General features: G+C 57.0%; 21 protein-coding genes and 1 riboswitch. Of the genes, 11 read left to right on the top strand and 10 right to left on the bottom strand.

Annotated elements, in window-relative coordinates; translation table 11 throughout:
* Nucleotides 1-15 precede the first annotated feature (15 nt).
* From ACR0DG_RS10895 to ACR0DG_RS10885, 3 genes are all read right to left on the bottom strand, one after another.
* Nucleotides 16-918, bottom strand: coding sequence for an EamA family transporter (locus ACR0DG_RS10895; RefSeq protein ID WP_480697751.1), 903 nt, complete (start codon nucleotides 916-918; stop codon nucleotides 16-18).
* Nucleotides 919-985: 67 nt separating this feature from the next.
* Nucleotides 986-2125: a signal recognition particle-docking protein FtsY gene (gene ftsY, locus ACR0DG_RS10890; RefSeq protein ID WP_480697749.1), complete on the bottom strand. Its 1140-nt coding sequence runs from the start codon at nucleotides 2123-2125 to the stop codon at nucleotides 986-988.
* A 58-nt stretch (nucleotides 2126-2183) separates the two neighbouring features.
* Nucleotides 2184-2822, bottom strand: coding sequence for a lysoplasmalogenase family protein (locus ACR0DG_RS10885; protein ID WP_480697747.1), 639 nt, complete (start codon nucleotides 2820-2822; stop codon nucleotides 2184-2186).
* 144 nt (nucleotides 2823-2966) lie between these two features.
* Between ACR0DG_RS10885 and ACR0DG_RS10880 the strand changes: the two genes are divergently transcribed.
* The gene (locus tag ACR0DG_RS10880) at nucleotides 2967-3347 is read left to right on the top strand and encodes a hypothetical protein (RefSeq protein WP_480707145.1); all 381 of its coding nucleotides are present in this window, start codon (nucleotides 2967-2969) and stop codon (nucleotides 3345-3347) included.
* Nucleotides 3348-3357: 10 nt separating this feature from the next.
* Here the strand turns inward: ACR0DG_RS10880 and xseA are convergent, their stop codons facing one another.
* Nucleotides 3358-4851: an exodeoxyribonuclease VII large subunit gene (gene xseA, locus ACR0DG_RS10875; protein ID WP_480697743.1), complete on the bottom strand. Its 1494-nt coding sequence runs from the start codon at nucleotides 4849-4851 to the stop codon at nucleotides 3358-3360.
* A gap of 75 nt (nucleotides 4852-4926) precedes the next feature.
* Between xseA and purD the strand changes: the two genes are divergently transcribed.
* Complete coding sequence (gene purD / locus ACR0DG_RS10870) at nucleotides 4927-6189, top strand: phosphoribosylamine--glycine ligase (protein WP_480697741.1); 1263 nt, start codon at nucleotides 4927-4929, stop codon at nucleotides 6187-6189.
* 89 nt (nucleotides 6190-6278) lie between these two features.
* Here purD and ACR0DG_RS10865 read toward each other — a convergent pair whose 3' ends face one another.
* Nucleotides 6279-7067 carry an FG-GAP repeat domain-containing protein gene (locus tag ACR0DG_RS10865; RefSeq protein ID WP_480697739.1) on the bottom strand — a complete coding sequence of 263 codons (789 nt, stop codon included), beginning with the start codon at nucleotides 7065-7067 and terminating at the stop codon, nucleotides 6279-6281.
* Nucleotides 7067-7390, bottom strand: coding sequence for a 2Fe-2S iron-sulfur cluster-binding protein (locus ACR0DG_RS10860; protein ID WP_480697737.1), 324 nt, complete (start codon nucleotides 7388-7390; stop codon nucleotides 7067-7069). The genes ACR0DG_RS10865 and ACR0DG_RS10860 overlap by 1 nt, the downstream gene beginning before the upstream one ends.
* Nucleotides 7391-7517: 127 nt before the next feature.
* Here ACR0DG_RS10860 and ACR0DG_RS10855 point away from each other — a divergent pair, with 127 nt between their 5' ends.
* Together ACR0DG_RS10855 and ACR0DG_RS10850 are read left to right on the top strand one after the other, a co-directional pair.
* The gene (locus ACR0DG_RS10855; protein WP_480697895.1) at nucleotides 7518-7895 is read left to right on the top strand and encodes an OB-fold nucleic acid binding domain-containing protein; all 378 of its coding nucleotides are present in this window, start codon (nucleotides 7518-7520) and stop codon (nucleotides 7893-7895) included.
* A 139-nt stretch (nucleotides 7896-8034) separates the two neighbouring features.
* Nucleotides 8035-8853, top strand: a complete 819-nt coding sequence (locus ACR0DG_RS10850; RefSeq protein WP_480697735.1) for a DUF2189 domain-containing protein — start codon at nucleotides 8035-8037, stop codon at nucleotides 8851-8853.
* Between the two features lie 61 nt (nucleotides 8854-8914).
* On the opposite strand, the gene ACR0DG_RS10845 is transcribed toward ACR0DG_RS10850, so the two are convergent.
* A complete protein-coding gene (locus ACR0DG_RS10845) occupies nucleotides 8915-9604 on the bottom strand; it encodes a glutathione S-transferase N-terminal domain-containing protein (protein WP_480697733.1) in 690 nt (229 codons plus the stop codon).
* Nucleotides 9605-9733: 129 nt separating this feature from the next.
* A riboswitch (SAM riboswitch) is annotated at nucleotides 9734-9811 on the top strand.
* 65 nt (nucleotides 9812-9876) lie between these two features.
* Here ACR0DG_RS10845 and metZ point away from each other — a divergent pair.
* On the top strand, nucleotides 9877-11067 hold the full coding sequence (gene metZ, locus ACR0DG_RS10840; protein WP_480697731.1) for an O-succinylhomoserine sulfhydrylase: 1191 nt from the start codon (nucleotides 9877-9879) through the stop codon (nucleotides 11065-11067).
* 173 nt (nucleotides 11068-11240) lie between these two features.
* Complete coding sequence (gene folE2 / locus ACR0DG_RS10835; RefSeq protein WP_480697729.1) at nucleotides 11241-12344, top strand: GTP cyclohydrolase FolE2; 1104 nt, start codon at nucleotides 11241-11243, stop codon at nucleotides 12342-12344.
* A gap of 321 nt (nucleotides 12345-12665) precedes the next feature.
* On the opposite strand, the gene ACR0DG_RS10830 is transcribed toward folE2, so the two are convergent.
* Entirely contained in the window at nucleotides 12666-13655 is a 990-nt protein-coding gene (locus ACR0DG_RS10830) for a hypothetical protein (protein WP_480697728.1), read from the bottom strand.
* Here ACR0DG_RS10830 and ACR0DG_RS10825 point away from each other — a divergent pair.
* On the top strand, nucleotides 13654-15102 hold the full coding sequence (locus ACR0DG_RS10825) for a TrkH family potassium uptake protein (RefSeq protein ID WP_480697726.1): 1449 nt from the start codon (nucleotides 13654-13656) through the stop codon (nucleotides 15100-15102). The genes ACR0DG_RS10830 and ACR0DG_RS10825 overlap by 2 nt on opposite strands.
* Nucleotides 15102-16676, top strand: coding sequence for a thiamine pyrophosphate-binding protein (locus ACR0DG_RS10820; RefSeq protein WP_480697724.1), 1575 nt, complete (start codon nucleotides 15102-15104; stop codon nucleotides 16674-16676). The genes ACR0DG_RS10825 and ACR0DG_RS10820 overlap by 1 nt, the downstream gene beginning before the upstream one ends.
* 50 nt (nucleotides 16677-16726) lie before the next feature.
* On the opposite strand, the gene ACR0DG_RS10815 is transcribed toward ACR0DG_RS10820, so the two are convergent.
* Nucleotides 16727-18460: a serine protease gene (locus tag ACR0DG_RS10815; protein WP_480697722.1), complete on the bottom strand. Its 1734-nt coding sequence runs from the start codon at nucleotides 18458-18460 to the stop codon at nucleotides 16727-16729.
* Nucleotides 18461-18663: 203 nt separating this feature from the next.
* On the opposite strand from ACR0DG_RS10815, the gene ACR0DG_RS10810 reads away from it, so the two are divergent.
* Complete coding sequence (locus tag ACR0DG_RS10810; protein WP_480697720.1) at nucleotides 18664-19593, top strand: glycine--tRNA ligase subunit alpha; 930 nt, start codon at nucleotides 18664-18666, stop codon at nucleotides 19591-19593.
* An 8-nt stretch (nucleotides 19594-19601) separates the two neighbouring features.
* Here the strand turns inward: ACR0DG_RS10810 and ACR0DG_RS10805 are convergent, their stop codons facing one another.
* Nucleotides 19602-20234, bottom strand: a complete 633-nt coding sequence (locus tag ACR0DG_RS10805; protein WP_480697718.1) for a MarC family protein — start codon at nucleotides 20232-20234, stop codon at nucleotides 19602-19604.
* Between the two features lie 91 nt (nucleotides 20235-20325).
* On the opposite strand from ACR0DG_RS10805, the gene ACR0DG_RS10800 reads away from it, so the two are divergent.
* Together ACR0DG_RS10800 and gltS are read left to right on the top strand one after the other, a co-directional pair.
* On the top strand, nucleotides 20326-20847 hold the full coding sequence (locus tag ACR0DG_RS10800) for a DUF6446 family protein (RefSeq protein ID WP_480697716.1): 522 nt from the start codon (nucleotides 20326-20328) through the stop codon (nucleotides 20845-20847).
* Nucleotides 20848-20850: 3 nt separating this feature from the next.
* Entirely contained in the window at nucleotides 20851-22065 is a 1215-nt protein-coding gene (gene gltS, locus ACR0DG_RS10795; RefSeq protein WP_480697714.1) for a sodium/glutamate symporter, read from the top strand.
* Nucleotides 22066-22071 lie beyond the last annotated feature (6 nt).

Below are 22071 nucleotides of genomic sequence, written 5' to 3'. Positions count from 1 at the left end.
TCGGTTTCCTGCTGCTTACCCGCCCATTTCAACTATTACGGCGCCGAGTGCAATCAATGCCATCAGCGCAATCCGCCTTGGACCGACGGTTTCTTTCAGGATCAGCCATCCGATCAGCGCCGCAAAAACCGTTGAGGTTTCGCGCAGGACGGCTGCTTCGCCGACTTTGTCCAATCTTGTGGCCATCATGATAGAGCCAAACGACAATGGCGCGATCAGGCCACCTGCCAGCCCACGCAACATCAAAGGGCCTATGGCTGGAGGGTTGGACATGGCGCGCCATCTCAGCGCGGCGTAGATTGGCATAGCGGCACCGTCGATCATGAAAAACCATGCGAGGAACGTAAATGGATCAGCCGTCGCCCTAATGCCGTAGGCGTCATAGGTTGTATAAAGCGCAACAAAAAGACCCGTCGCGATGGCGAGAACGAGAGCAATGCCAAGAGTTTCTCGGTCAGTTTCCAGGAAACGGAAATTGTAGGCGGCCAAGCCGAAAATCCCGGCTGTCAGAACAAAAACGCCAAACCATTGCATCCCGGTAAATGTTTCCCCGAACAGGAGATAGGCGCCAACGACGGTGAAAAGCGGGCCGGTTCCCCGAACTACCGGGTAGACGACCGTGTATGACCCCTTGGTATAGGCAAATGCCTGCAGGATTTTGTAGAGGATGTGGATCAGCCAAACGACCGCAAAGATAGGCCACATATACGGTTCTGGCCACGGGACCACAAAGAGTGCGAATGGGGCTGCCATTAGGCCATAGCTTGCGTCGATCGCGCCACGGGACATCCAGGGATCATGGCGGCCTTTTTGCAGCGCGCCGAATGCAGCGTGAAGAAAAGCAGCCATCAAGGCCAGGGCCAAGGCAAGGCGGTGGCCGGCTTCGGTACCTTCGAGAGAGATCAGCCAATCGCTCACATAGTGGCCTTTGTCTGGTTGGAGAGGGTGGGGGGCTGTCTGCCCCCCACACCCCCCGAGGATATTTTTAGCCAGATGAAGTTTCGGACCCTGTTGCGAGACCCGTTAATGCGGCAGCGAATTCTTCGGGGTCGAATGGGGCCAGGTCGTCGATTTGCTCGCCAACGCCGATGGCGTGAATGGGAAGGCCGAATTTGTCAGCCAGCGCGACCAGAACGCCGCCTTTGGCGGTGCCATCAAGTTTGGTCATGACCAGGCCAGACACATCTGCCAATTTACGGAAAGTGTCCACTTGGCTAAGGGCGTTCTGGCCTGTCGTTGCGTCCAGCACCAATAGGGTGTTGTGGGGCGCAGTATCGTCCACTTTGCGGATCACGCGAACGATTTTGGCCAGCTCTTCCATTAGGTCAGCCCGGTTCTGTAAGCGGCCGGCCGTGTCGATCATCAGAAGATCTGCGCCTTCGGATTGTGCTTTTGTGAGGGCATCGAAAGCGAGTGATGCGGGGTCGGAACCTTCGGGGGCCGTCAGAACAGGAACGCCCGCGCGGTCACCCCAAACCTGCAATTGCTCCACCGCGGCGGCGCGAAATGTGTCTCCAGCGGCGATGACGACCTTTTTTCCTGCAGCTTTGAACTGGCTGGCCAGTTTGCCGATCGTGGTCGTTTTGCCAGAGCCATTTACGCCGACGACCAGAACGACCTGAGGCCTTTTGGGGTAAAGCGGCATCGGTTTCGCCACAGGCTCCATCACACGAGCGACCTCTTGCGCAAGTAACTCTTTGATTTCCTGTGTCGAGAGTTTTCGACCATAGCGCCCTTCGGCCATGTTGGATGTGACGCGCAGCGCTGTGTCCACGCCCATGTCCGAGGCGATCAGCAGCTCTTCGAGCTGTTCCAGCATGTCGTCGTCCAAGGTGCGGCGGATGACGGTTTTGGGTTCACTTCGTCCAAAGAAACGGCCCAAAACACCTTTTGTTGGTGCGGGGTCGGCTGGCGCAGGTTGGGGCGCGGGGGTGGTTGCTTGAACGGGCGTATCAGCAGGTTGCTGTTTATCGGGTTCTGGCTGCGGTTCGGTTGGCAGCTCGGGTTCAACAGGCTCGGGGGTCGAAGATTCCTCACCGCCATCTTCGATGATCTCGTCCAGCCCCTGTTCGAGGCGCGACGAGGATTTGAAGAGTTTGTCCTTGAGCTTTGAGAAAAACGCCATTTTTGGTCTCCGCAGGTGTTCCCCTCACCTAATGCGGAATTGCGGCAGTTGCAAAGGGTCAGAGGAATGCGAAAAGCAACCCGGCTTGTGCACCCCAATAAAGAGGCCAAACCAAATATGGCGTGACACGCAATGCGGGGTGACCGGCGGGCAGAACAAACTTCTCGGCGGCCAGGATAAGGTCGGATGCAATGAAAGCCAGCGCGGCGGGCAAGGCCAGCCCAAGGGCACCTTCGCCCGGTAAGGCCAATACAGTGACTCCCATGCCCAGGATGATGGGAATGTAACCCAAAACAGGCAACTTCAGATCACCTGCACGCGGTACCAAGACGCTTGCCGCCACGATGCCGAGAATGATCAGAGACCAGAAAACCCCGGGGTGCTCCAGTATCATGGCGAGGTCTGCAGACGGTCGTGTGACGAACAGTACAATGTATGCAATGTGACCTGCTGCAAAGGCACCGATGCCGGCCATGAACGTTTTGTCCGTCTCACGAGAGAGCAGCGCGTCCCCAAGGGCGCAAAGCCCCAAAGCTGCCGTTAGCAGAATGGGCGCCCCTTGATAGAGGGCAATCCAAGCCAGAACGCCGACAGACGCTGTTTTCAACGCTGATCGCAAAAGCGTTGCTGATTTGGGCGTCATGGGCAGATAGGCCAACGCACAGGCCGCTGCGATGAAAGTTAAGACTGTTGTCAACGTTCTGTCCCGTCCGTTTCTGCCAGGTTCGCAAAAATCACTAAACAAATTCAATATATTACGTAAGGGAAGGCAATTGTGACGCAATGGTAATTGGCTTAGCGACGCTTCATCTGACAGAATACGGCTATGCTAAAACACGTCATGATTCTTCTGGCGCTTTCCACGCAAACCGCGGGTGCGCAATCGGCCCTCACAGGCGCTGAGTTCGATGCTTATACACGCGGAAAAACGTTGTTTTACGGCTTTCAAGGGCAGGTCTATGGCGCGGAACGGTATCTGCCAAACCGACGTGTGATTTGGTCTTTTCTGGATGGCGAGTGCAGAGAAGGCATCTGGTACGAACGCGACGACCAAATCTGTTTCATTTACGAGGACCGATCTGATCCCCAATGTTGGGTTTTCACGCGATCAGGCGGGGGGCTCATCGCTCAGTTCGAGGGCAATCCGGATCAGACAGAACTGTACGAAGCTGAAAACATCGGTGAAGAGATGGTCTGTTATGGACCGGACGTCGGCGTTTGAACGACCCTACTTAGAACAACGTGCCTTGATCCGGTGCGTCCTTTTTAGCGGGCTTCCTTGCGCTGGTCTTTTGGGGTGATGACGGGCCGGTAGCCAGAAGGCCGTCGGCGAATTCAATCTCGAAAGCGGTATGTTTCGTTGCTTGCGCTTTGGTTGTCAGAACCTGACCTCCGGCCCGGACCACGGCATATCCGCGGTCCAAGGTTGCTTTGTAACTCAGGGTTTCGCGCAATCTATCCGTTGCCTCAAGGTTCTGACGCATCCGATCCAACCGCGTGGACTGTGCGGCGTTCATACGCTCGGACAATCGGATCAGGTTTTGGCGCTGTTGTTCGATCTCTCGCTGGATTGGACGCAGGGACAGGCGGGATGACAGGTTTCGTATGGCGTCTTGCCGCGACTTGATCAGGCTCTGGAGGGTCGAAGGACGCAGATGCCCCGACAGTTTCACGACTTGCAGATGGCGGTTTTGTATCCCCCGATCCAGTGCAGGTGTCAGACGGTCTGCAATTAAATCAAGGCGTTGCCGTGGAGAATTCAACAGGCTGTCTGGGCGTGGTAAAGCGCGCGAAAGATCCCGCAGGCGTTGAGAACGACGCTGAACAGCATCTGATGCAGCCCGCGAAAGCCGTGCGCCCTGTTCTCCGGTCCAGGCAAGAAGCTCCATGCGGACCGGTACCGCCAGCTCGGCTGCAGCGGTGGGCGTTGGGGCGCGGCGGTCTGAAACGAAGTCAATTAGCGTGGTGTCCGTTTCGTGCCCAACCGCTGAAATCAATGGGATGGCCGAGGCTGACGCGGCGCGCGCCACAACCTCTTCGTTGAAGCCCCATAGGTCTTCGATTGATCCGCCGCCTCGGGCAACGATGATGAGGTCCGGGCGAGGTAACGCTCCGCCGGGGGACAGTTGGTTAAACCCCTGAATTGCGTTTGCTACCTCGGGCGCGCAGTTGGCACCTTGTACGGCCACCGGCCAAATCAGCACCTTTCGCGGAAACCGATCCCGCAGGCGATGCAGGATGTCGCGAATCACCGCACCGGACGGCGATGTCACGACACCGATAATCTGGGGCAGGTAGGGCAGCGGCTTTTTGCGCTCGGGTGCAAAAAGACCTTCGGCCTCCAACTGCTTTTTGCGCTTTTCCAACAGCGCCATTAGTGCGCCTTGTCCAGCAACAGCGACTTCGTCGACGTTCATGTTGTACTTGGATTGGGCGCCGAAAGCGGTGAGGCGGCCGGTTACGACGACCTCAAGCCCTTCTTCGGGTACAACGGAAAGGCCTGCGACTTGTCCTTTCCAAGTGGTGCAAGCCAGAACATTCCGGTCATCTTTGATGTCGTAATACAGGTGACCCGAACGTGCCTTGAACACGCGGCCCACTTCTCCGCGCACACGGATTCGGCCAAAGGCACCTTCGAGGGTGCGCTTTACCTCGCCCGAAATGTCCGAAACCGAGTATTCGGGGGTGTTTTGGCCGGGGATTGGGTCATCAAGCAGATCGGACATTTCAGCGCCTTGTGTCAAATGCATACCCAGCTTAGAACGCGCGGCAGGCGAGGCCAAGCAGATCGGAGAGCAGTTATGAATATCCTCATTCTCGGCAGTGGAGGGCGCGAACACAGCCTTGCGTGGGCGGTGATGCAAAACCCGAAATGCGATCGTCTGATCGTGGCCCCTGGTAATGCCGGAATTGCCCAGATCGCAGACTGCGCTGCGCTGGATATTGAAAACGGCGGTGCCGTTGTCAGCTTTGCCGAAGAAAATGCGATCGACTTTGTGATTGTCGGGCCCGAAGCGCCGCTTGCAGCAGGTGTCGCGGATCGCCTGCGTGAGGCGGGAATTCTTGTGTTTGGACCTTCGGCTGAAGCAGCTCGGTTAGAGGCATCCAAGAGCTTTACCAAGGAAATCTGCGATGCTGCGGGCGCTCCGACCGCTGCTTATGCGCGATTTACCGAAGCAGCGCCCGCCAAGGATTACATCCGCGCGCAGGGGGCACCTATTGTGGTCAAGGCCGACGGCCTTGCGGCAGGCAAAGGTGTTATCGTGGCGATGGACGAACAAACCGCCCTGGACGCGATTGATGACATGTTCGGCGGTGCCTTTGGCGGCGCAGGCGCAGAAGTTGTCATCGAAGAGTTCATGGATGGTGAAGAAGCATCGTTGTTTGTGCTGTGTGACGGAGATAATGTCCTGTCTGTCGGCACAGCGCAGGATCACAAGCGCGTCGGAGAAGGTGACACGGGCCTCAATACTGGCGGTATGGGCGCCTATTCCCCGGCACCTGTGTTGAGCGCCGAAATCGAAGAACGCGCAATGGCGCAGATCGTGCGACCCACGATTGAGGAAATGAAACGTCGTGGAACGCCATTTCAGGGCGTTCTGTACGCAGGATTGATGATCAAGGACGGTCAACCGCGTCTGGTTGAATACAACGTCAGGTTCGGTGATCCGGAATGTCAGGTCCTGATGATGCGTCTTGGCGCACAAGCGATGGACCTGATGCACGCCGCGGCAGAGGGACGGTTGGCCAAGGCGCGCGTGAACTGGGCGGATGATCACGCTCTGACCGTTGTAATGGCGGCAAATGGCTATCCTGGTTCATACGAAAAAGGCAGCGTGATTGGTGGTTTAGCGTCACTTCCCGAAGACAGTGGGAATATGGTGTTCCACGCAGGCACCAAAGAGGCCGAGGGCCAAATTCTGGCCGCAGGCGGTCGGGTTTTGAACGTAACCGCGCGGGGCAACACCCTTCAGGAAGCGCGAGACAATGCCTACGCGATGGTTGATGGGGTTGACTGGCCTCAGGGCTTTTTCCGTCGCGATATTGGTTGGCGGGCTCTGTAAACCAAAAGCTCCCGCGCCCTGTCATTGCATCAAAGATGCGATGACATAGGCCTTGGGCTGGGCAGCCCGCTTAAGCGGGCTGCGGTTGGCTATTCTTCGCAGGACAGGACGCGTAACATTGCGTCCTTGGAAAAATCGGTGACACGACGGGTTTGCCACTCACGATCGTATCTTACGCTCATGATGTCGCTCCAATCCGCAGAGACGACGATAAATTCAGGCCCCTCAGTGCAATACCGCAATCCGCCGCTGATGAAGGCCTCGCCAATACGGTGGTTCGTGAGCCCCGGGAGCGATGCGATTTCGCGAATCTCTCCGTTCTGGTAACGCCAAATGCGCAGCGTTTTAGCCAAGTGTGGACGGTCAACATAGGCGATCTCGATATGTCCATCGTTGTCCATATCCCAGATGCCTACAGGGGCAAGCCAGCGGAACCGGGTCCCGATGTGTGGAGTGGCGGCAATCTTCTTACCAGACGCATCGTAGATTGCGAGTTGCGCGCCGGTGTCTTTCTGGGATTCAACGACAATAACCTCGAAAGACCCGTCCAGATCTACGTCCGATATACGGGGGGCAAGGTCTTCGAACACGCGGTCCATTGGCAACCGAATTGTTCGCGTCGAACGCTCATTCGGGGTGTCCGCCGGTGTCTTTGACGAAGCGCTTTCGACTGTTATTTCGAGGGCGCCATACTCGATCGCGTCACCCAACACCCCGTGGGCGTAACGCGTCGTGGGTTCCGTGTAACGCGCAGCGACGATCGTGTCTGCCGCAGTCGCAGTAACGGCCCCCGCCAGCCACAGGCACAAAGCCATCCATGCGCCGCGAACCTGACCTCGCCAGAGGCGACTAAGCAGGCGCGGCGCTTTGGACCACATCAGATTTGCTTTTCCGGCATTTGCACGACCAGCCCGTCCAACGCGTCGGTGACCTTGATCTGGCAGGTCAGGCGCGAGCGGTCAGGGTCGGGCTCGTAGGCAAAGTCCAGCATGTCTTCTTCCATGTCGTCTTTGGCCGGAACTTTTTCGACCCAGTCGGGGTGGATGTAGACATGACAGGTCGAGCATGCGCAAGCGCCGCCGCAATCGGCCTCGATGCCGGGGATGTTGTTGTCACGGGCCCCTTCCATGACGGTCAGTCCGTTGGCGACCTCGACTGTATGCTCGGTACCGCCATGCTCGACATAGGTGATCTTTGCCATTGCGTGCGTCTTCCTTTTTCGATGTTCGAAACCTTCCTTAGTCAAGGCATTTAGGTCTTTCCACCCTCATTTGCGACTCGACATGCCGCGACTGGACATTCTTGATGTATGTTCTATCTTTGTTCCTATGCTTGTTGCGCCTGTTCGCCCCGCAGTTTCAAACCGAGACTGGCCACGCCCGCCTGCGTGCCTTCCTGCCAACCGGCTGGATGATCCGCCCGAGGGCGCGCGGGTCACCGTTGCGGGGCTGGTTATCCTGCGACAGAGGCCGGGAACGGCCAAGGGTGTGATCTTTGTCACGCTCGAAGATGAGACGGGTATCGTGAACGTGGTTGTCTGGCGCAAAATTTACGAACAATTCCGCCGTGCAGTGATCTCGGGGCGATTGCTAAGGGTCACGGGCCGCATGCAAAGGGCACATTCAGTAACCCATGTAATCGCGGAAGAGATCGAGGATATCTCGGGGATGTTGGACGTGTTGGTGCGAGGGGAGGGGGCGGCCTAGGCTATCGACACGGATCGGCACTCTGGCCTTGCTCAAGGGCCAGAGCTGATGCACAGTTTTGAGCATAGGACATCTGTTACGCCGCCGGATCTGCCGACACGCAGGTCAATGCGCCGCCACGATTGGGGAGGAATGCGTCATGACATCCAAAACCGCAGGTTCCACACCGCCGGAAAAATTGGCGCCACCGCAGCCGGACAGGTACAGCGTCAACACGATCACTGCAGATGATATTCGCGCGTCGCTAAAGGCCGGATTTTCCGATTTTCTGGCGCGCCCAATCATGAGCGGCTTTTTCGGCCTGTTCTATGCAGTGTTTGGAATTCTGATAGTGTGGGTCATGGTTTGGCTGGGCAAGATCTGGATGATCATTCCCGCCATTGTGGGCTTTCCGCTCATCGCGCCTTTTGCGGCTGCAGGGCTATATGAGATGTCGCGTCGATTGCAAAAAGGCGAGGATTTCGGCTGGTCTGACATTCTGACCGTCATGGCAGATCAACGTAAGCGCGAAATGGGCTGGATGGCTTTCGTTACCCTATTCATCTTCTGGGTTTGGATTTATCAGGTCCGGCTTTGGCTGGCGATTATCTTGCAAAACGCCTCTTTCTCGGATTTCGATGGGTTTTTGAACTCGGTCTTCTTTACGCCGCAAGGCTGGCTGTTCCTTCTCATAGGCACCGGAATTGGCGCCTTTTTGTCGGCGGTTTTGTTTTCGGTCACTGTCGTTGCCATGCCCATGCTTCTGGACCGAGAGACAAATTTTATAACTGCAATGCTCACCTCGCTGCGTGCCGTTAGCGAGAACCCTGTGGTCATGTTGACTTGGGCTGCGATCATCTCGGTCACCATGCTGTTGTCACTGGTGCCAGCATTCTTGGGATTGATCTTCACCCTGCCAATACTTGGGCACACGACATGGCATCTCTATCAGCGGGCTGTTCCGCCGACAGAGGAATGATTTGAGCCGTTAGCTCTCTGGCCCAGAGGTAACCGTTGACAGGTTCAGTCTGCGACGATGCTCATCGCTTGAACAAATTGCTCTGCGATTGCTTGTCTCGGTGATCTCCGCGCAAATCCGCATGCAGGGCGCGCCCCGCCTGAACACCCGGACGCGCGCTGACGGTTTCCAGCCAACGCGTGAAATGGGGTTTGTCTTCCAGCACCTGTTGTTGACCTTCCCAAAGGCTTGCCCAGCCCCAAATTGAGATATCGGCGATGGAATAGAAATCGCCCGCGACGTATTCGTTTTCGGCCAGTCGCCGGTCGAGAACCCCGTAAAGCCGCCCGACCTCGGTGCGGTAGCGATCTTTGGCGTAGGGCAGATCCTGCGGTGGCTCCAACTGCGGCGCGTATTTCAGGAAATGATGTGCCTGACCTGCCATGGGACCAACTCCACCCATCTGCCACATCAACCATTCTTCGACCGCGATCCGGTCACGCTCGGTCTTGCCATAGAACCGGCCGGTCTTACGGGCCAGATACATCAGGATGGCACCGCTTTCGAAGACGGAAATCGGTTCACCGCCCGGGCCATCTGGATCAACGATGGCTGGCATTCTGTTGTTGGGCGCAATCTTCAGGAATTCGGGATCGAACTGGTCACCCTTGCCGATATTAATCAGGTGGGTGGTGTAGGGCAGCTCCATCTCTTCCAAGGCGATGGACGCCTTCCAGCCATTCGGCGTGGGCCAGAAATACAGATCAATCATGGTCTCTCCTCAAGTTGAGGCGATCATGAGGGTTTCAGGCGGTTGGGCAAGGGGCAGGTGTAAAGTGTTACGAAACCGTGACTGAACCCACAGCGGGCTTGACGCCTTCGCAAGTGCAGCGTAAGGCCATCGGTACTACGTGGCGATTTGTTACCGGATTGCGGGCCACGCTAAACATCACCGCTAAAAGGTCAGGATGAAAGGCCCCTTTCGCTTGACCGCGTCTGGGGTTTTTTTGATGCCCTTGCCAGACAAGGGTCGAGAGGATTGAGATGAGCGAGAGCTGGAACAAACGCACCCAAGCCGTCCATGGCGGTATCCGTCGCAGTCAATACAACGAAGTATCCGAGGCGATCTTTTTGACCCAGGGCTTCGTTTATGAAAACGCCGAACAGGCCGAGGCGCGGTTTATTGAGACCGGACCGGATGAGTTCATTTACGCCCGTTATGGCAACCCGACCGTGTCGATGTTCGAACAGCGTATTGCCGCGTTGGAAGGCGGCGAGGACGCTTTTGCGACCGCATCGGGCATGGCAGCCGTAAACGCGGCCCTGACGGCCATGTTAAAGGCTGGCGACCACGTGGTTTCTGCCAAGGCGCTGTTTGGTTCGTGCCTTTATATTCTCGAAAACATCCTGACCCGCTACGGGGTCGACGTGACGTTTGTCGACGGAACAAACCTGGATGAATGGAAAGCTGCAATTCGCCCGGAAACCAAGGCGGTGTTCTTCGAATCCATGTCGAACCCCACGCTTGAGGTCATTGATATCGAAGCCGTTTCCGAGCTGGCGCATGCGGTCGGCGCGACAGTAATCGTGGATAATGTCTTCTCAACGCCCGTGTTCTCGCGCGCGATCCAGCAGGGGGCCGATGTCGTCGTCTATTCGGCCACCAAACATATCGACGGGCAGGGGCGTGCGCTTGGAGGAGTCATCATCAGCACCAAGGAGTTCATCCGTGGTACGATCGAACCCTACCTTAAGCATACAGGCGGCGCGCTTAGCCCGTTTAACGCATGGGTCATGCTGAAGGGCCTTGAGACGATGGCCCTGCGGGTTAACGCTCAGGCCGAGTCGGCGCAGACCATTGCCGAGGCGCTTGAAGGGCACCCGGCGCTGGAGCGTACCTTGTATCCGGGCCTGAAAACCCATGCGCAGAACGCGCTGGTCCACAGCCAATTGGGCGGCAAAGGTGGCACGGTTCTGTCGCTGGATATCAAGGGCGGCAAAGAAGCTGCGTTCAAGTTCCTGAATGCAATGACGATTCCGGTGATTTCGAACAATTTGGGTGATGCCAAATCGATTGCGACCCATCCCGCAACGACCACGCACCAGCGCCTGACGGACGATCAAAAAGACGAGCTTGGCATCACGCCCGGCCTGATCCGCTTTTCGGTGGGACTTGAAGATGCAGGCGATCTTCTTGCCGATATTGAACGCGCATTGGACGTTTCTCAGCAGTAAACGTTGCGTCAAGGCTGATAAAAGCCGGATCAAAGGACCGTGTGTGGGGTGGTAAATTGCTCATCCCGCACCGAAAATCGATCCGGGCTGTGTTTTCCGGCGTATACGGATAAACTGGAAAACGCGCCCAAGCTGTATATAGTCCGGCGACCAACCCCGAGGAACCCTGATCGATGAACGTGCACCCCCGTGACATTGACGACGCCCCCGACCATGATGAGGCCGCCGCAGCACTGAAAACCCTGCGCAAATGGGCCGTATCTGCGACCGAGGCCGAGATCAGCCAGCTTGATCCTGCCATTGCGCGTCTGGTGCCGGGATTGGTTCCTGAGAATTATCCGTCGTTGTCGCGCGATTACCCCGAAAGGTTTAAGGTTGATGCAGCCTATCGTGCTTCATTGCCGGATCTTCAGAACGGGCCGTCCAGCCTGATCCGTGGTGCCAAACAGCAGATCCAACATGTCGGTATCTCTAACTTCCGTTTGCCGATCCGGTTTCATCGGAAAAACGGTGACGACCTGACACTTGAGACCTCGGTCACCGGGACTGTCAGCCTAGAGGCCGAAAAGAAGGGCATCAACATGTCCCGGATCATGCGCTCGTTCTACAAGCACGCTGAGCGTACATTCAGCTTTGAGGTCATCGAGGCCGCGCTGGACGATTACATGAACGATCTGGACAGCTTTGATGCGCGCATTCAGATGCGGTTCTCGTATCCGGATAAGGTGAAAAGCCTGCGGTCGGGGCTGGAAGGGTACCAGTACTATGACATCGCGCTTGAACTGGTCGAACAAAATGGCGTGCGTCAGAAGATCATGCACCTGGACTATGTCTATTCATCGACCTGCCCGTGTTCGTTGGAATTGAGCGAACATGCCCGGTCGACGCGCGGTCAGTTGGCAACCCCGCATTCCCAGCGCTCGGTTGCGCGAATTTCCATCGTTCTGGATTGCGACGCAGACTGCCTGTGGTTCGAGGATCTGATCGCATTGTGCCGCAGGGCAGTTCCGACCGAAACTCAGGTCATGGTCAAGCGTGAGGACGAACAGGCCTTTGCCGAGCTGAACGCGGCGAACCCCATATTTGTTGAAGATGCGGCCCGCCTGTTCTGCGCCGAGCTTTTGGCGGACCATCACATTGGTGACTTCCGCGTTGTTGCAAGTCATCAGGAAAGCCTGCACAGCCATGATGCGGTGTCCGTTTTGACAGAAGGTCCTACATTCGTCTCTGCCAGTCTGGACCCACGGTTGTTCACCACGCTCTTTCACGTTGGGTGAGTTAATTTAGTCTCAGAACCAGCCTTCAGGCACGTTTTTGCCGCAGTGCGGCAATAATTGCTGCGCGCGCACATTCTTTCAAGTAGACTGTGCATGACTGCAGCCGTGGCAAAGGCCGCTTTCCAGCGGTTACTGCTACTCGTGAAGGACGCTGAAACGTGCGACGCTCGATAGTGCACGACATCGCATCCCGCCTGAGAAATTGGGCGGGACAGAGCTCTTCTCTCCGTTCCCGGCTGTGTCGTTTTCAGAGGAGAAATAGCGTATGAACCCCATTACCCAGCCGCTGGAGTTTCAGGCGGCCGCCATTCGCATGGCTGGCTACGCGGTCAGCAACCAGATGAAAATAATGCAGATTATTGCCACCTCGGCATTAGAGCTGCCATTCGTTCCGGTACATGCTTTGCACATCTCATCGGCTGCGCCTGCGCCGACACCTACAAAGCCTGCGGTCAAGCCAAAAGCCCCAGCCACCAAGCCTGTCGCTAAAGCAAAACCCACCCCGGTTGCAAAGCCCAAAGTTGCCAAAGCCGCGGCACCGGCAGCCACAACGGTGTCCGAATCGCCCAAGGCTGCGCCAGCAAAGGCGACGGTGGCCAAGGCGAAGACGGTCCGTGCAGCGCCCAAACGCGCCGCGCCGACCGCAAAAGCTGAGGCTGCCAAGCCTGCGGCGCGGGCAGGGCGCACTCCGGTTGCGAAACCGACCAAGCCCAAAGTTGCCGCGCCTAAGCCTGCAGTTGCCAAGACGGTCGCTCCAAAAGTAGCCACAGAGAAAGCGCCCGAAGTTAAGCCAATCGCCCCGAAACCAGCTGCGGCGAAACCTGTCGCCGCGAAAACTGCAGCTCCAAAACCTGCGGTGACGAAACCGGCTGCTCCTAAGCCAGTGGCCAAGACCGCAGCTCCGAAACCGGCTGAACCTAAGCCGGTGGCCAAGACCGCGGCACCGAAACCGGCTGCTGAGAAAGTGGCAGCACCCAAGACGGCAACGGTTAAAACGGCGCCTCCTAAACCAGCCGCGGCCAAAGCCGCGCCAAAGCCAAAGGCGGCGAAAGCTCCGGTTATCAAACCGGCTGTGAACAAACCTGCAGCACCCAAAGCCACCGTGACCAAGGCCGCTGCGCCGAAACCGGCTGCCAAGACCGTCACGCCAAAGCCTGCAGCGCCTAAGGCGGCCGTGTCTGAGGCACCTGTGCGACGAACGCGAGCGCCATCTAAACCGCCTGCGATGCCCTCTCCGGCAAGCAAAACAGGAAAGTAAATCCAGGCACCTGCTTGACTCGGTCGTGTTGGCACGCCAACGCTGCGCCTCATGACGGACATGCGCCCGGTTGGATATGTGATTGGCCTTTTGGTCGCCATTCTTGGGGCGACCATGTCGCTACCCTTGCTTGCGGACCTCATCGAGGGCCGCGGCGAATGGCATGTCTTTCTGGAAAGCGGGATCATAACCGTCCTGACAGGTGTCATCCTGGCGATGAGCTGTTCGAACGGTGTGGGCGAAGGGCTGACCATTCGCCAGACGTTCTTGCTGACCACTGGTGTTTGGGTGGCCCTGCCTTTTTTCGGCGCGATCCCGTTCCTGTTCGGCGAGACCGAGCTGCGTTTTGTTGATGCCTATTTCGAGGCGATGTCCGGCCTGACGACAACGGGGTCGACCGTGATTTCGGGGCTAGACGACTTACCGCAGGGCTTGCTGCTGTGGCGCGGTGTGTTGCAATGGTTGGGTGGCATCGGCATCATCGTTGTCGCCATGGTTTTCCTGCCCGAGCTACGCGTCGGGGGCATGCAGATCTTCCGCTCGGAAGGTTTTGAAACAATGGGGAAAATTCTACCTCGCGCGCAAGAGATAGCGGGGCAGATTTCACTGATTTATGTTTTCCTGACCTTTGTCTGCGCGTTGGTATACGCGGGATTTGGCATGTCGTTCTTTGACGCCGTGGTGCACGCAATGACGACAATCGCGACAGGCGGGTTTTCGAATTACGATGCGTCGTTCGCTACGTTTTCAGGCCCGACCGAATATGCCGCATCTGTCTTCATGATTTTGGCGGCCTTGCCGTTTGTACGCTACGTGCAGCTGGCGAATGGTCATACAAGCTCGCTTTGGAAAGACAGCCAGATTCGCACCTTTCTGGCGACCATCATTGTTCTGGTCATCATCATGACGGTGTTCTTGCTGGCGGTTTTCCCACATCATTGGGAGAAAGCATTCCGAGAGTCGCTGTTCAACATCACCTCGATCATTTCCGGGACGGGTTATGCCAGCGTCAATTACATGACTTGGGGTAGTTTTCCCGTGATGGTGTTCTTTTTGGTTGGCCTGATCGGTGGCTGTGCTGGCTCAACCGCTTGTTCGATCAAGGTTTTCCGATACCAGTTGCTGTTTGCGTCGATCAAAACCCAAATTCGGCGCATCCGCTCTCCGCATGGTGTGTTCATGCCGCTCTATGATGGGCGGCCGATCGGCACGGATGTTCTGACCTCGGTCATGAGTTTCTTCATGTTCTTCGTGTTGTCGATGGGCATTCTGGCTTGGGCGTTGGCGCTGACTGGGCTGGATTTTATCACTTCGGTCTCAGGTGCAGCCACGGCGTTGGCGAATGTCGGACCGGGCCTTGGCGATCAGATCGGTCCTGCAGGAAACTTTGCCGGGCTGAGCGATACGGCCAAGTGGTTATTGTCCATCGGAATGCTGGTGGGACGGTTAGAGCTGCTGGCAGTCTACGCGCTATTTACTGCTCAATTCTGGAGAAGTTGATGAAAAGACCCCTTGGCGCGCAAATCTCGCACATGCTCAGGGACCGAGGCGTGGACGTCATTTTTGGCATTCCCGGCGTGCATAACCAAGAGATGTATCGCGGTATCGAAGAGGCCGGTATTACCCACGTTCTGGCGCGTCACGAACAAGGCGCCGGGTTTATGGCCGATGGCTATGCGCGTGCAACGGGTAAACCGGGTGTGGCTTATGTGATTACGGGGCCGGGTCTGTGCAACATCATGACACCGATGGGGCAGGGCTATACGGATTCTGTTCCTATGCTTGTTCTTTCCTCGTGCCTCGACGAAACGCAGGCTGTGCAGGGTCAGTTGCACCAGATGAAAGATCAGCGCGCAGCGGCGGACACCGTGGCCGACTGGTCCCTTCAAGCGAATACAGCGCAGGCAGCCTACGGCCTAGTCGAACGCGCCTTTGAAGAGTTCGAGCTGTCCCGACCGCGACCGAAACATATCCAGATCCCGATCGCGCAGCTTGAATCCGAGGCCGACCCAGCCCCGTTCCCCAATCAGGCTGGGTTGCGCACAAAGGCGTTGCCACCGGATGTCGCGCCGGTTCTTTCTATGTTGAACATTGCGCGCCGGCCGCTGTTTATTTTGGGTGGTGGGACGCGGTCGAACCTGTGGCGGCAAATTCTGACCCAATTGGGGGCTGCGTGCTTTACCACATATGCGGGTCGCGGGTTGGCTGGTTTGAACTATCCGCTGGATTTCGGAGCATACCTGCCGCGTCCCAGCAGTGTGGACGTCATTGCCTCCGCCGACCTGGTCATCGCAGTTGGGGCTGAACTGGGCGAAGTTGATCTGTGGCGCGATAAGCTGGGGCATAGTGGAAATCTTATCCGCGTGGATATCGACCCTGTGGTGCTATCCGATCATCACCGGGCTGCGGTCAAGCTGCAGACGGATGGAGAGAGCTTTGCACATGCATTGTGGAGCTCGATTGACCATGTAAAGCCGTCCTCTGGCTGGACGCCGGAAGAGGTCGCGCAGGCGCGTGCCCGCTGGCGTGCGGAGGTGGACGCCGAAAGACCCGGTCTTGTGCCGGTTATTGATGCGCTGCGGGCGGCGATCCCCGCCGACTGCATGATCTATTCGGACATGACACAATTTGCGTATGTTGCGAAAGAAGTCTGGGATATGACCTTTCCGTACCATTGGCATCATCCCACAGGTTTCGGAACACTTGGGTATGCCTTGCCTGCCGGAATAGGCGGTGCGGTTGCGCGCGCTGGTAAGCCTACGGCGGTCATCGCCGGAGATTATGGTTTTCACTACACCATGATGGAGCTGGGGGTCGCGGTCGAGCTTGGTCTGTCGTTGCCGATCATCCTATGGGACAACGGCAAGCTGAAGGAGATCGAGGACAGCATGGTCCGTGGTCAGATCGCCCCCAATGCGGTCGTCGCGCGAAATCCTGATTTCTGCAAACTGGCTGAGGCGTTTGGTGCCTTGTCTGCAGCACCCACTAGTCTGGACGAGATGCAGCAAGCTGTACGGGCGGCATTCGGTGCGCCGGTTCCAACGCTGATCCGGATCACACCGGACATCGTCTGAAACAAAAAAGCGCCGCTTAGCCGACGGCGCTTTTTTGTAAGGAGCGTCGGTTAATCCCAACAATGCACCAGAACGGTCATCCCAGTAGCACGCCGGTTCAATTCATTAGGTGAGATCTGCGTATCGGATTGGCTCGACTGGCCAGAGATACCGGCCTTGCCCAGAATCTCGCTCAGGCGGGCGGCGGTTGCTGCCAAACTGACCGAAGCGGGCAGGGTGCGTCCTTCGGATGGGGTTGGCAGCAGCATACCCACGACATGCCCCGCATCATCAAAGACCGGGCCACCTGCGTCTCCGGGTTGAGCGGCAAGTGCAAGTCGCTTGACCCCTTCTTCGCCATTCAGGCCGCGCACATCAGCGATTTGTCCGTATGTCAGGGTGGGAGCGCCCAAAGCCCCTTGGTACGAAAAGCCGGATACCGCCACTTCGGATTGGATGCGGGGTATATCCGCGCTGAATTCGGCAACACTCAGCGGTGCAAGATTGGTTCGGGGGCGCAGGACGGAAACGCCAAGATCGGCGTCACTCCACGCCACTTGCAGTTCCTGATCGCCGTCAAGGGTTACGCGCGTGCAGCTATTGGTGGCTTCCGCTACGGTCAGCACAGTTCCATTTGCATCCGCGAAGAACCCTGACCGCGACAGGCGAGGTTTGCGGATTTGCAGCCCAGAGACAAGGTCAATCCGCTGTTCGGCGTCCGCACCGGCGGCCGAGTCCAAAACAGCGTCATTCACCGCAAAGCTGGCCTTCATCGCCCCCAGTATGCGTGTACGGCGCGCTTCGTCGCCGTCTGGCCAAACCAAAGTAAACCCTTTGATCTTGCCGTCGTTCAAACGGGCTTCGGTATAAGACACAATGCCATTCCCGCGCCCTTCGAGCACAAAGCTGTCACCGCGCAGCTGTCTTTGGCCGTCCAGTGGGACAACTTCCAGTGACTGCATAACCTCATACAACGCGCGCAACGTATCTTTGTTACCTTGCTGACTGATCAACAATGCGCTTGCACCCAAATCGGACGTGCTGTCGAAATGCGCAAAAGGCGCTTCGTAGCGTGAAAATGCGACGGCACCCAAGGGCAGGTCGATATCAATCCCCGCCTGTGGGTCCACGTGTCGTGCCATCCCAACGCTGATTAAGGGGGCGTTGAAGTCGTCCATAAGTGCCCTGCGTTGTGCAGTGGTCAGGACGCCAGTTGCCTCAAACCCGTTGAAACGCTGCCAGTCGCCCATCGAACGGCGGGTGCCTTGTCCAAACGCGCCATCAATTGTCGAGTTGTAAAAACCTGCCGCTTGTAAGGCCGTCTGCAGAGCTTTGCGTTCTTCTGCTGTCAAAAGACGCTCGCTTTGCAACGCTTCAGCACGGGTTTCGTCGCTCGGTTCCGCCGACAACCCGACCACGGGTTCTTGTGGTTGCGGCTCGACTGGGGGGGACACGACACCGCGGTCCAACAGGTTCACGCCGACAGGCCAGAACTGCTGACCGAGTGTATTTGAAAAGGTTATGTAACTGTCCGAAGGTATCTGCCCCTCGGCCCTGTATACGCGCAATACCTGCTCGGCATCGCTGCGTAAATACGGTCCAATAACAATGGCATACCAGCCAGAGTTCAGGCGAAATCCGTTCACATCCGGCAAGATGCTTGCGTAAGCCTGCGCTCGATCCTGAGCCTCGCTCAGAGAAGGTCGTGCCTCAACCTGAACCCAAACGCCCGCGTCCTGTTGGGCGATGACGGCGCGTGCGCCAAATAGAATAAGAAACAGAATTGCCGAAAATAAGCGTGTCATTGTCTGCCCGTGTCCGCGGTGTTTTAGCTTTGCCGCAGACTACGCGATTTGGGGTATTGAACGCCATGCCAAGAACGCGGGGAATTTCCAGTGTGGCGGCGCAGTGACAGCTAGAGCACACTGGCCCGTTGACGCCCCTTGGCCCCTTGCATAGGAAGGGCAAAACCCAACGGAACCGGCGCCTGCGCGCCAAGGGGAATGACATGACCGAACCGTCCAGCGCACCACGTTCATTTCAGGAAATAATCCTGCGGTTGCAAACCTATTGGGCCGCCAAAGGCTGTGCGATTCTACAGCCTTACGACATGGAGGTCGGAGCAGGCACTTTTCACCCGGCGACCACGTTGCGTGCGTTGGGGTCCAAGGCTTGGGCAGCCGCCTATGTACAGCCGTCGCGTCGGCCCACAGACGGGCGGTACGGTGAAAACCCAAACCGGCTGCAGCATTATTATCAGTATCAAGTGTTGATCAAACCCAGCCCGCCGGACTTGCAGGAGTTGTACCTGGGGTCGCTTGAAGCCATCGGCATCGACATGGACCTGCACGACATCCGCTTTGTCGAGGACGACTGGGAAAGCCCCACGCTTGGTGCATGGGGCTTGGGCTGGGAGGTCTGGTGCGATGGCATGGAAGTAAGCCAATTCACCTATTTCCAGCAGGTAGGTGGCCATGATTGTGCACCCGTGTCCGGCGAATTGACCTATGGTCTGGAGCGTCTGGCAATGTACGTCCTTGGCATCGACCACGTGATGGACATGCCTTTCAATGACCCGCAATCGCCTAATCCTTTGAAATACGGGGATATATTCAAGCAGACCGAAGAAGAGTATGCGCGTTGGAACTTCGACGTTGCCAACACCGAGGTGTTATTGCGTCACTTTGAAGAGGCCGAAGCGGAATGTGCCGCTATTCTGGGGCAGGAGCATGACGATCCCAAAACAGGCAAGCGCATCGTTATGGCACACCCGGCCTATGATCAGTGCATCAAGGCGTCTCATATCTTTAACCTTCTGGACGCGCGGGGTGTGATCTCGGTTACGGAACGTCAGGCTTATATCGGCCGGGTGCGTGCTCTGGCCAAGCAATGCGCGGATGCGTTCGTCATGACCGAGGCCGCCGGGTTCGATGCCTGATGGCGCGTTCAGGCCAGTCCGGGCAAAAGAACCTTGAGACCGTCTGCGATCATGCTGATCGCGATGGCAGACAGGATCATGCCCATGAACCGGCTCATGATTACGCGGGCATTCTCGGACAGGCGTTTGGACAGCGCCGAAGCGTTCCAGAATGTGATGAACAACAAAGTCAGAACGACCAGAAAAACACCTGCGTAAACAATGGCATCCACAGGTTTCGTAATGTGGTGCGCGTAAAGGATCAGCGTGGTGATGGTACCGGGCCCCACGAGAATCGGGAAGGCCAAGGGGTAGAAAGCAACGGTTTCGGGTTTGGGATAGGCTTGCTTTTCATCCGCGGTGCCATGATGCGTGGTGCTTTCGTTCCCGCTCAGCATGTTCAGCCCGATCATCAGGACGACAAGCCCCCCTGCGACACGCAGATCATCGACGCTGATGCCGAAGAGCCCCAGTGCCTTGTTCCCAACCACAGCAAATGCCCCGCCCAGTATCAGGCAATACACAGCGGTTTTGGTGGCGACCTTTCGTTGATCTGTCGGGGTGAGGCCATCGGTTACGCTCAGGAAAACGGGCAGGTTGGTGATCGGGTTCATGATGGCGAACAATGCGCCAAAGAATCCGACGGCAAGGGTAGAGTCCATTCGAAAAGCCTCGTTTCAGCCTGTAATGATTTGAAACCTGTCCCATTTCTCACATGTTTGAAAGAGGCCGCGTGATCAGGATGTGTGAACTATGACCGGAAAACTGCTAGCTATCCTCTTGCTCGCTTCTGCGGCCGTGGCCGGAGGGGCCATGTACTATCTGCAGGTTTATGGTTTTTACTACACGGTAGAACCCGTGCCAGGGCAGGACGTCTCGCTGATGCTGTCTGAGGATGAGCAGACTGAACCTATTACTTATACCGCATTTCAGGCGATTGACGCCGACAGTTCGCCGATCCGGTACCGTGCCTGTTTTCAAGCGGATCTGTCACCGGCTGACATGTCCCGTTTTGTTCCGGTCGAGAACCCGGAGCCGCTGACTGCTCCGGGTTGGTTTGACTGCTATGATGCGGCGTTGCTGGCCGAGGATTTGAAAGCAGGGCGCGCTCAGGCGTTTATGGGGCAAAAGAACATTCACTTTGGCGTGGATCGTATTGTTGCCATTACAGAAGATGGCAGAGGTTTCGTCTGGCACGCCCTGAACAATTGCGGTGAAAAAGCATATGACGGTACCGTCGTAGGAGAAGAGTGCCCGGTCAGGCCACAGGAATAAGTGATGGTGGATGGTACGCTTCAGATCCCGGACTTTTTGACCGCGACGCTGGGCTTTGCCGTCTATCTGATCGGTGCCGAAATCAACGCACGTGTTGCCGCGCTTCGACAGTTCAACATTCCTGAGCCGGTGACCGGTGGCTTGTTGGCGTCGGTGTTTTTCTTGCTGCTTTACCTTGTTTTTGACATTGAGGTGTCTTTTGGCTTGGCAGCCCGAGACTTCCTACTGGTGCTGTTCTTTGCAGGCATAGGATTGAACGCGCGGCTCTCGGATTTAATAGCGGGCGGCAAGCCGCTGTTTTTGCTATTGATCCTGACCTTTGCGATGATTGTTTTGCAAAATGTCGTCGGCGCCGCTGGCGCAGCCATGTTCGGATATCCCGCGCAGGCAGGTGTTTTGTTCGGCTCAGCCGCTTTGATTGGCGGTCACGGAACAGCCATTGCCTGGGCACCCGAAGTTGGTGAGATTACTGGCCTTGTCGGCACGACCGAGTTGGGGGTGGCAGTCGCTACAGTCGGCTTAGTGCTGGCTGCACTTGTCGGCGGGCCCATTGCGCGATTTCTTGTCGAAGGTAAAAACCTGACGCCCGATCGCCCCGCCGAAGAGCACACGGTTGGATTGCCCGAAAGCCCAAGCGAAGCTGCAGCCAAGATCGATCACCTGACAATAATGCGGGTCATGCTGTTTTTGAACCTCGCGATTGTCGCCGGGTACCTTTTGCATCAGGTGATCAGCGCGGCAGGGCTGAAACTGCCACTATTTGTCCCCTGTCTGATCATGGGCATAGTGATCGCCAACCTGCGATCCGCGCTGTTTCCGTCGGCCAAGCCTGTCGCACGAACACCGTCCTTGGCCTTAATATCCGAGTTCTCACTGGGCGCGTTTTTGGCGATGTCGTTAATGAGCCTTCAGCTTTGGACCATCGCTCAGCTGGGTCTGGCCATTGTCGTCATAATGGCCGCGCAAACTTTGTTGACTGTTATCTTCGTTGTTTGGCTGTTGTTCCCCGTCATGGGCGGAAACTACCGGGCTGCGGTTCTGTCAGCTGGGTTTGGCGGTTTCGCTTTGGGCGCAACACCAACGGCAATCGCAAATATGACCGCTGTAACCAAGCGATATGGCCCTTCACCTATTGCCTTTATCGTATTGCCCCTTGTATCCGCATTCTTTGTGGATATCGCTAATGCCATCGTCATCCAGACGATCGTTTCATTCTAAGGACCG

It is taken from the genome of Ruegeria sp. BG8 (genome assembly GCF_056538325.1).
This window is presented reverse-complemented; position numbering and strand designations above follow the sequence as displayed.

Bases quoted from the DNA above. Each gene is read 5' to 3' on its own strand.
- ftsY (WP_480697749.1), bottom strand. From the start codon at position 2,125: ATGGCGTTTTTCTCAAAGCTCAAGGACAAACTCTTCAAATCCTCGTCG.
- ACR0DG_RS10880 (WP_480707145.1), top strand. From the start codon at position 2,967: ATGATTCTTCTGGCGCTTTCCACGCAAACCGCGGGTGCGCAATCGGCC.
- xseA (WP_480697743.1), bottom strand. From the start codon at position 4,851: ATGTCCGATCTGCTTGATGACCCAATCCCCGGCCAAAACACCCCCGAA.
- purD (WP_480697741.1), top strand. From the start codon at position 4,927: ATGAATATCCTCATTCTCGGCAGTGGAGGGCGCGAACACAGCCTTGCG.
- ACR0DG_RS10865 (WP_480697739.1), bottom strand. From the start codon at position 7,067: ATGTGGTCCAAAGCGCCGCGCCTGCTTAGTCGCCTCTGGCGAGGTCAG.
- ACR0DG_RS10860 (WP_480697737.1), bottom strand. From the start codon at position 7,390: ATGGCAAAGATCACCTATGTCGAGCATGGCGGTACCGAGCATACAGTC.
- ACR0DG_RS10855 (WP_480697895.1), top strand. From the start codon at position 7,518: ATGCTTGTTGCGCCTGTTCGCCCCGCAGTTTCAAACCGAGACTGGCCA.
- ACR0DG_RS10850 (WP_480697735.1), top strand. From the start codon at position 8,035: ATGACATCCAAAACCGCAGGTTCCACACCGCCGGAAAAATTGGCGCCA.
- ACR0DG_RS10845 (WP_480697733.1), bottom strand. From the start codon at position 9,604: ATGATTGATCTGTATTTCTGGCCCACGCCGAATGGCTGGAAGGCGTCC.
- metZ (WP_480697731.1), top strand. From the start codon at position 9,877: ATGAGCGAGAGCTGGAACAAACGCACCCAAGCCGTCCATGGCGGTATC.
- folE2 (WP_480697729.1), top strand. From the start codon at position 11,241: ATGAACGTGCACCCCCGTGACATTGACGACGCCCCCGACCATGATGAG.
- ACR0DG_RS10825 (WP_480697726.1), top strand. From the start codon at position 13,654: ATGACGGACATGCGCCCGGTTGGATATGTGATTGGCCTTTTGGTCGCC.
- ACR0DG_RS10830 (WP_480697728.1), bottom strand. From the start codon at position 13,655: ATGAGGCGCAGCGTTGGCGTGCCAACACGACCGAGTCAAGCAGGTGCC.
- ACR0DG_RS10820 (WP_480697724.1), top strand. From the start codon at position 15,102: ATGAAAAGACCCCTTGGCGCGCAAATCTCGCACATGCTCAGGGACCGA.
- ACR0DG_RS10815 (WP_480697722.1), bottom strand. From the start codon at position 18,460: ATGACACGCTTATTTTCGGCAATTCTGTTTCTTATTCTATTTGGCGCA.
- ACR0DG_RS10810 (WP_480697720.1), top strand. From the start codon at position 18,664: ATGACCGAACCGTCCAGCGCACCACGTTCATTTCAGGAAATAATCCTG.
- ACR0DG_RS10805 (WP_480697718.1), bottom strand. From the start codon at position 20,234: ATGGACTCTACCCTTGCCGTCGGATTCTTTGGCGCATTGTTCGCCATC.
- ACR0DG_RS10800 (WP_480697716.1), top strand. From the start codon at position 20,326: ATGACCGGAAAACTGCTAGCTATCCTCTTGCTCGCTTCTGCGGCCGTG.
- gltS (WP_480697714.1), top strand. From the start codon at position 20,851: ATGGTGGATGGTACGCTTCAGATCCCGGACTTTTTGACCGCGACGCTG.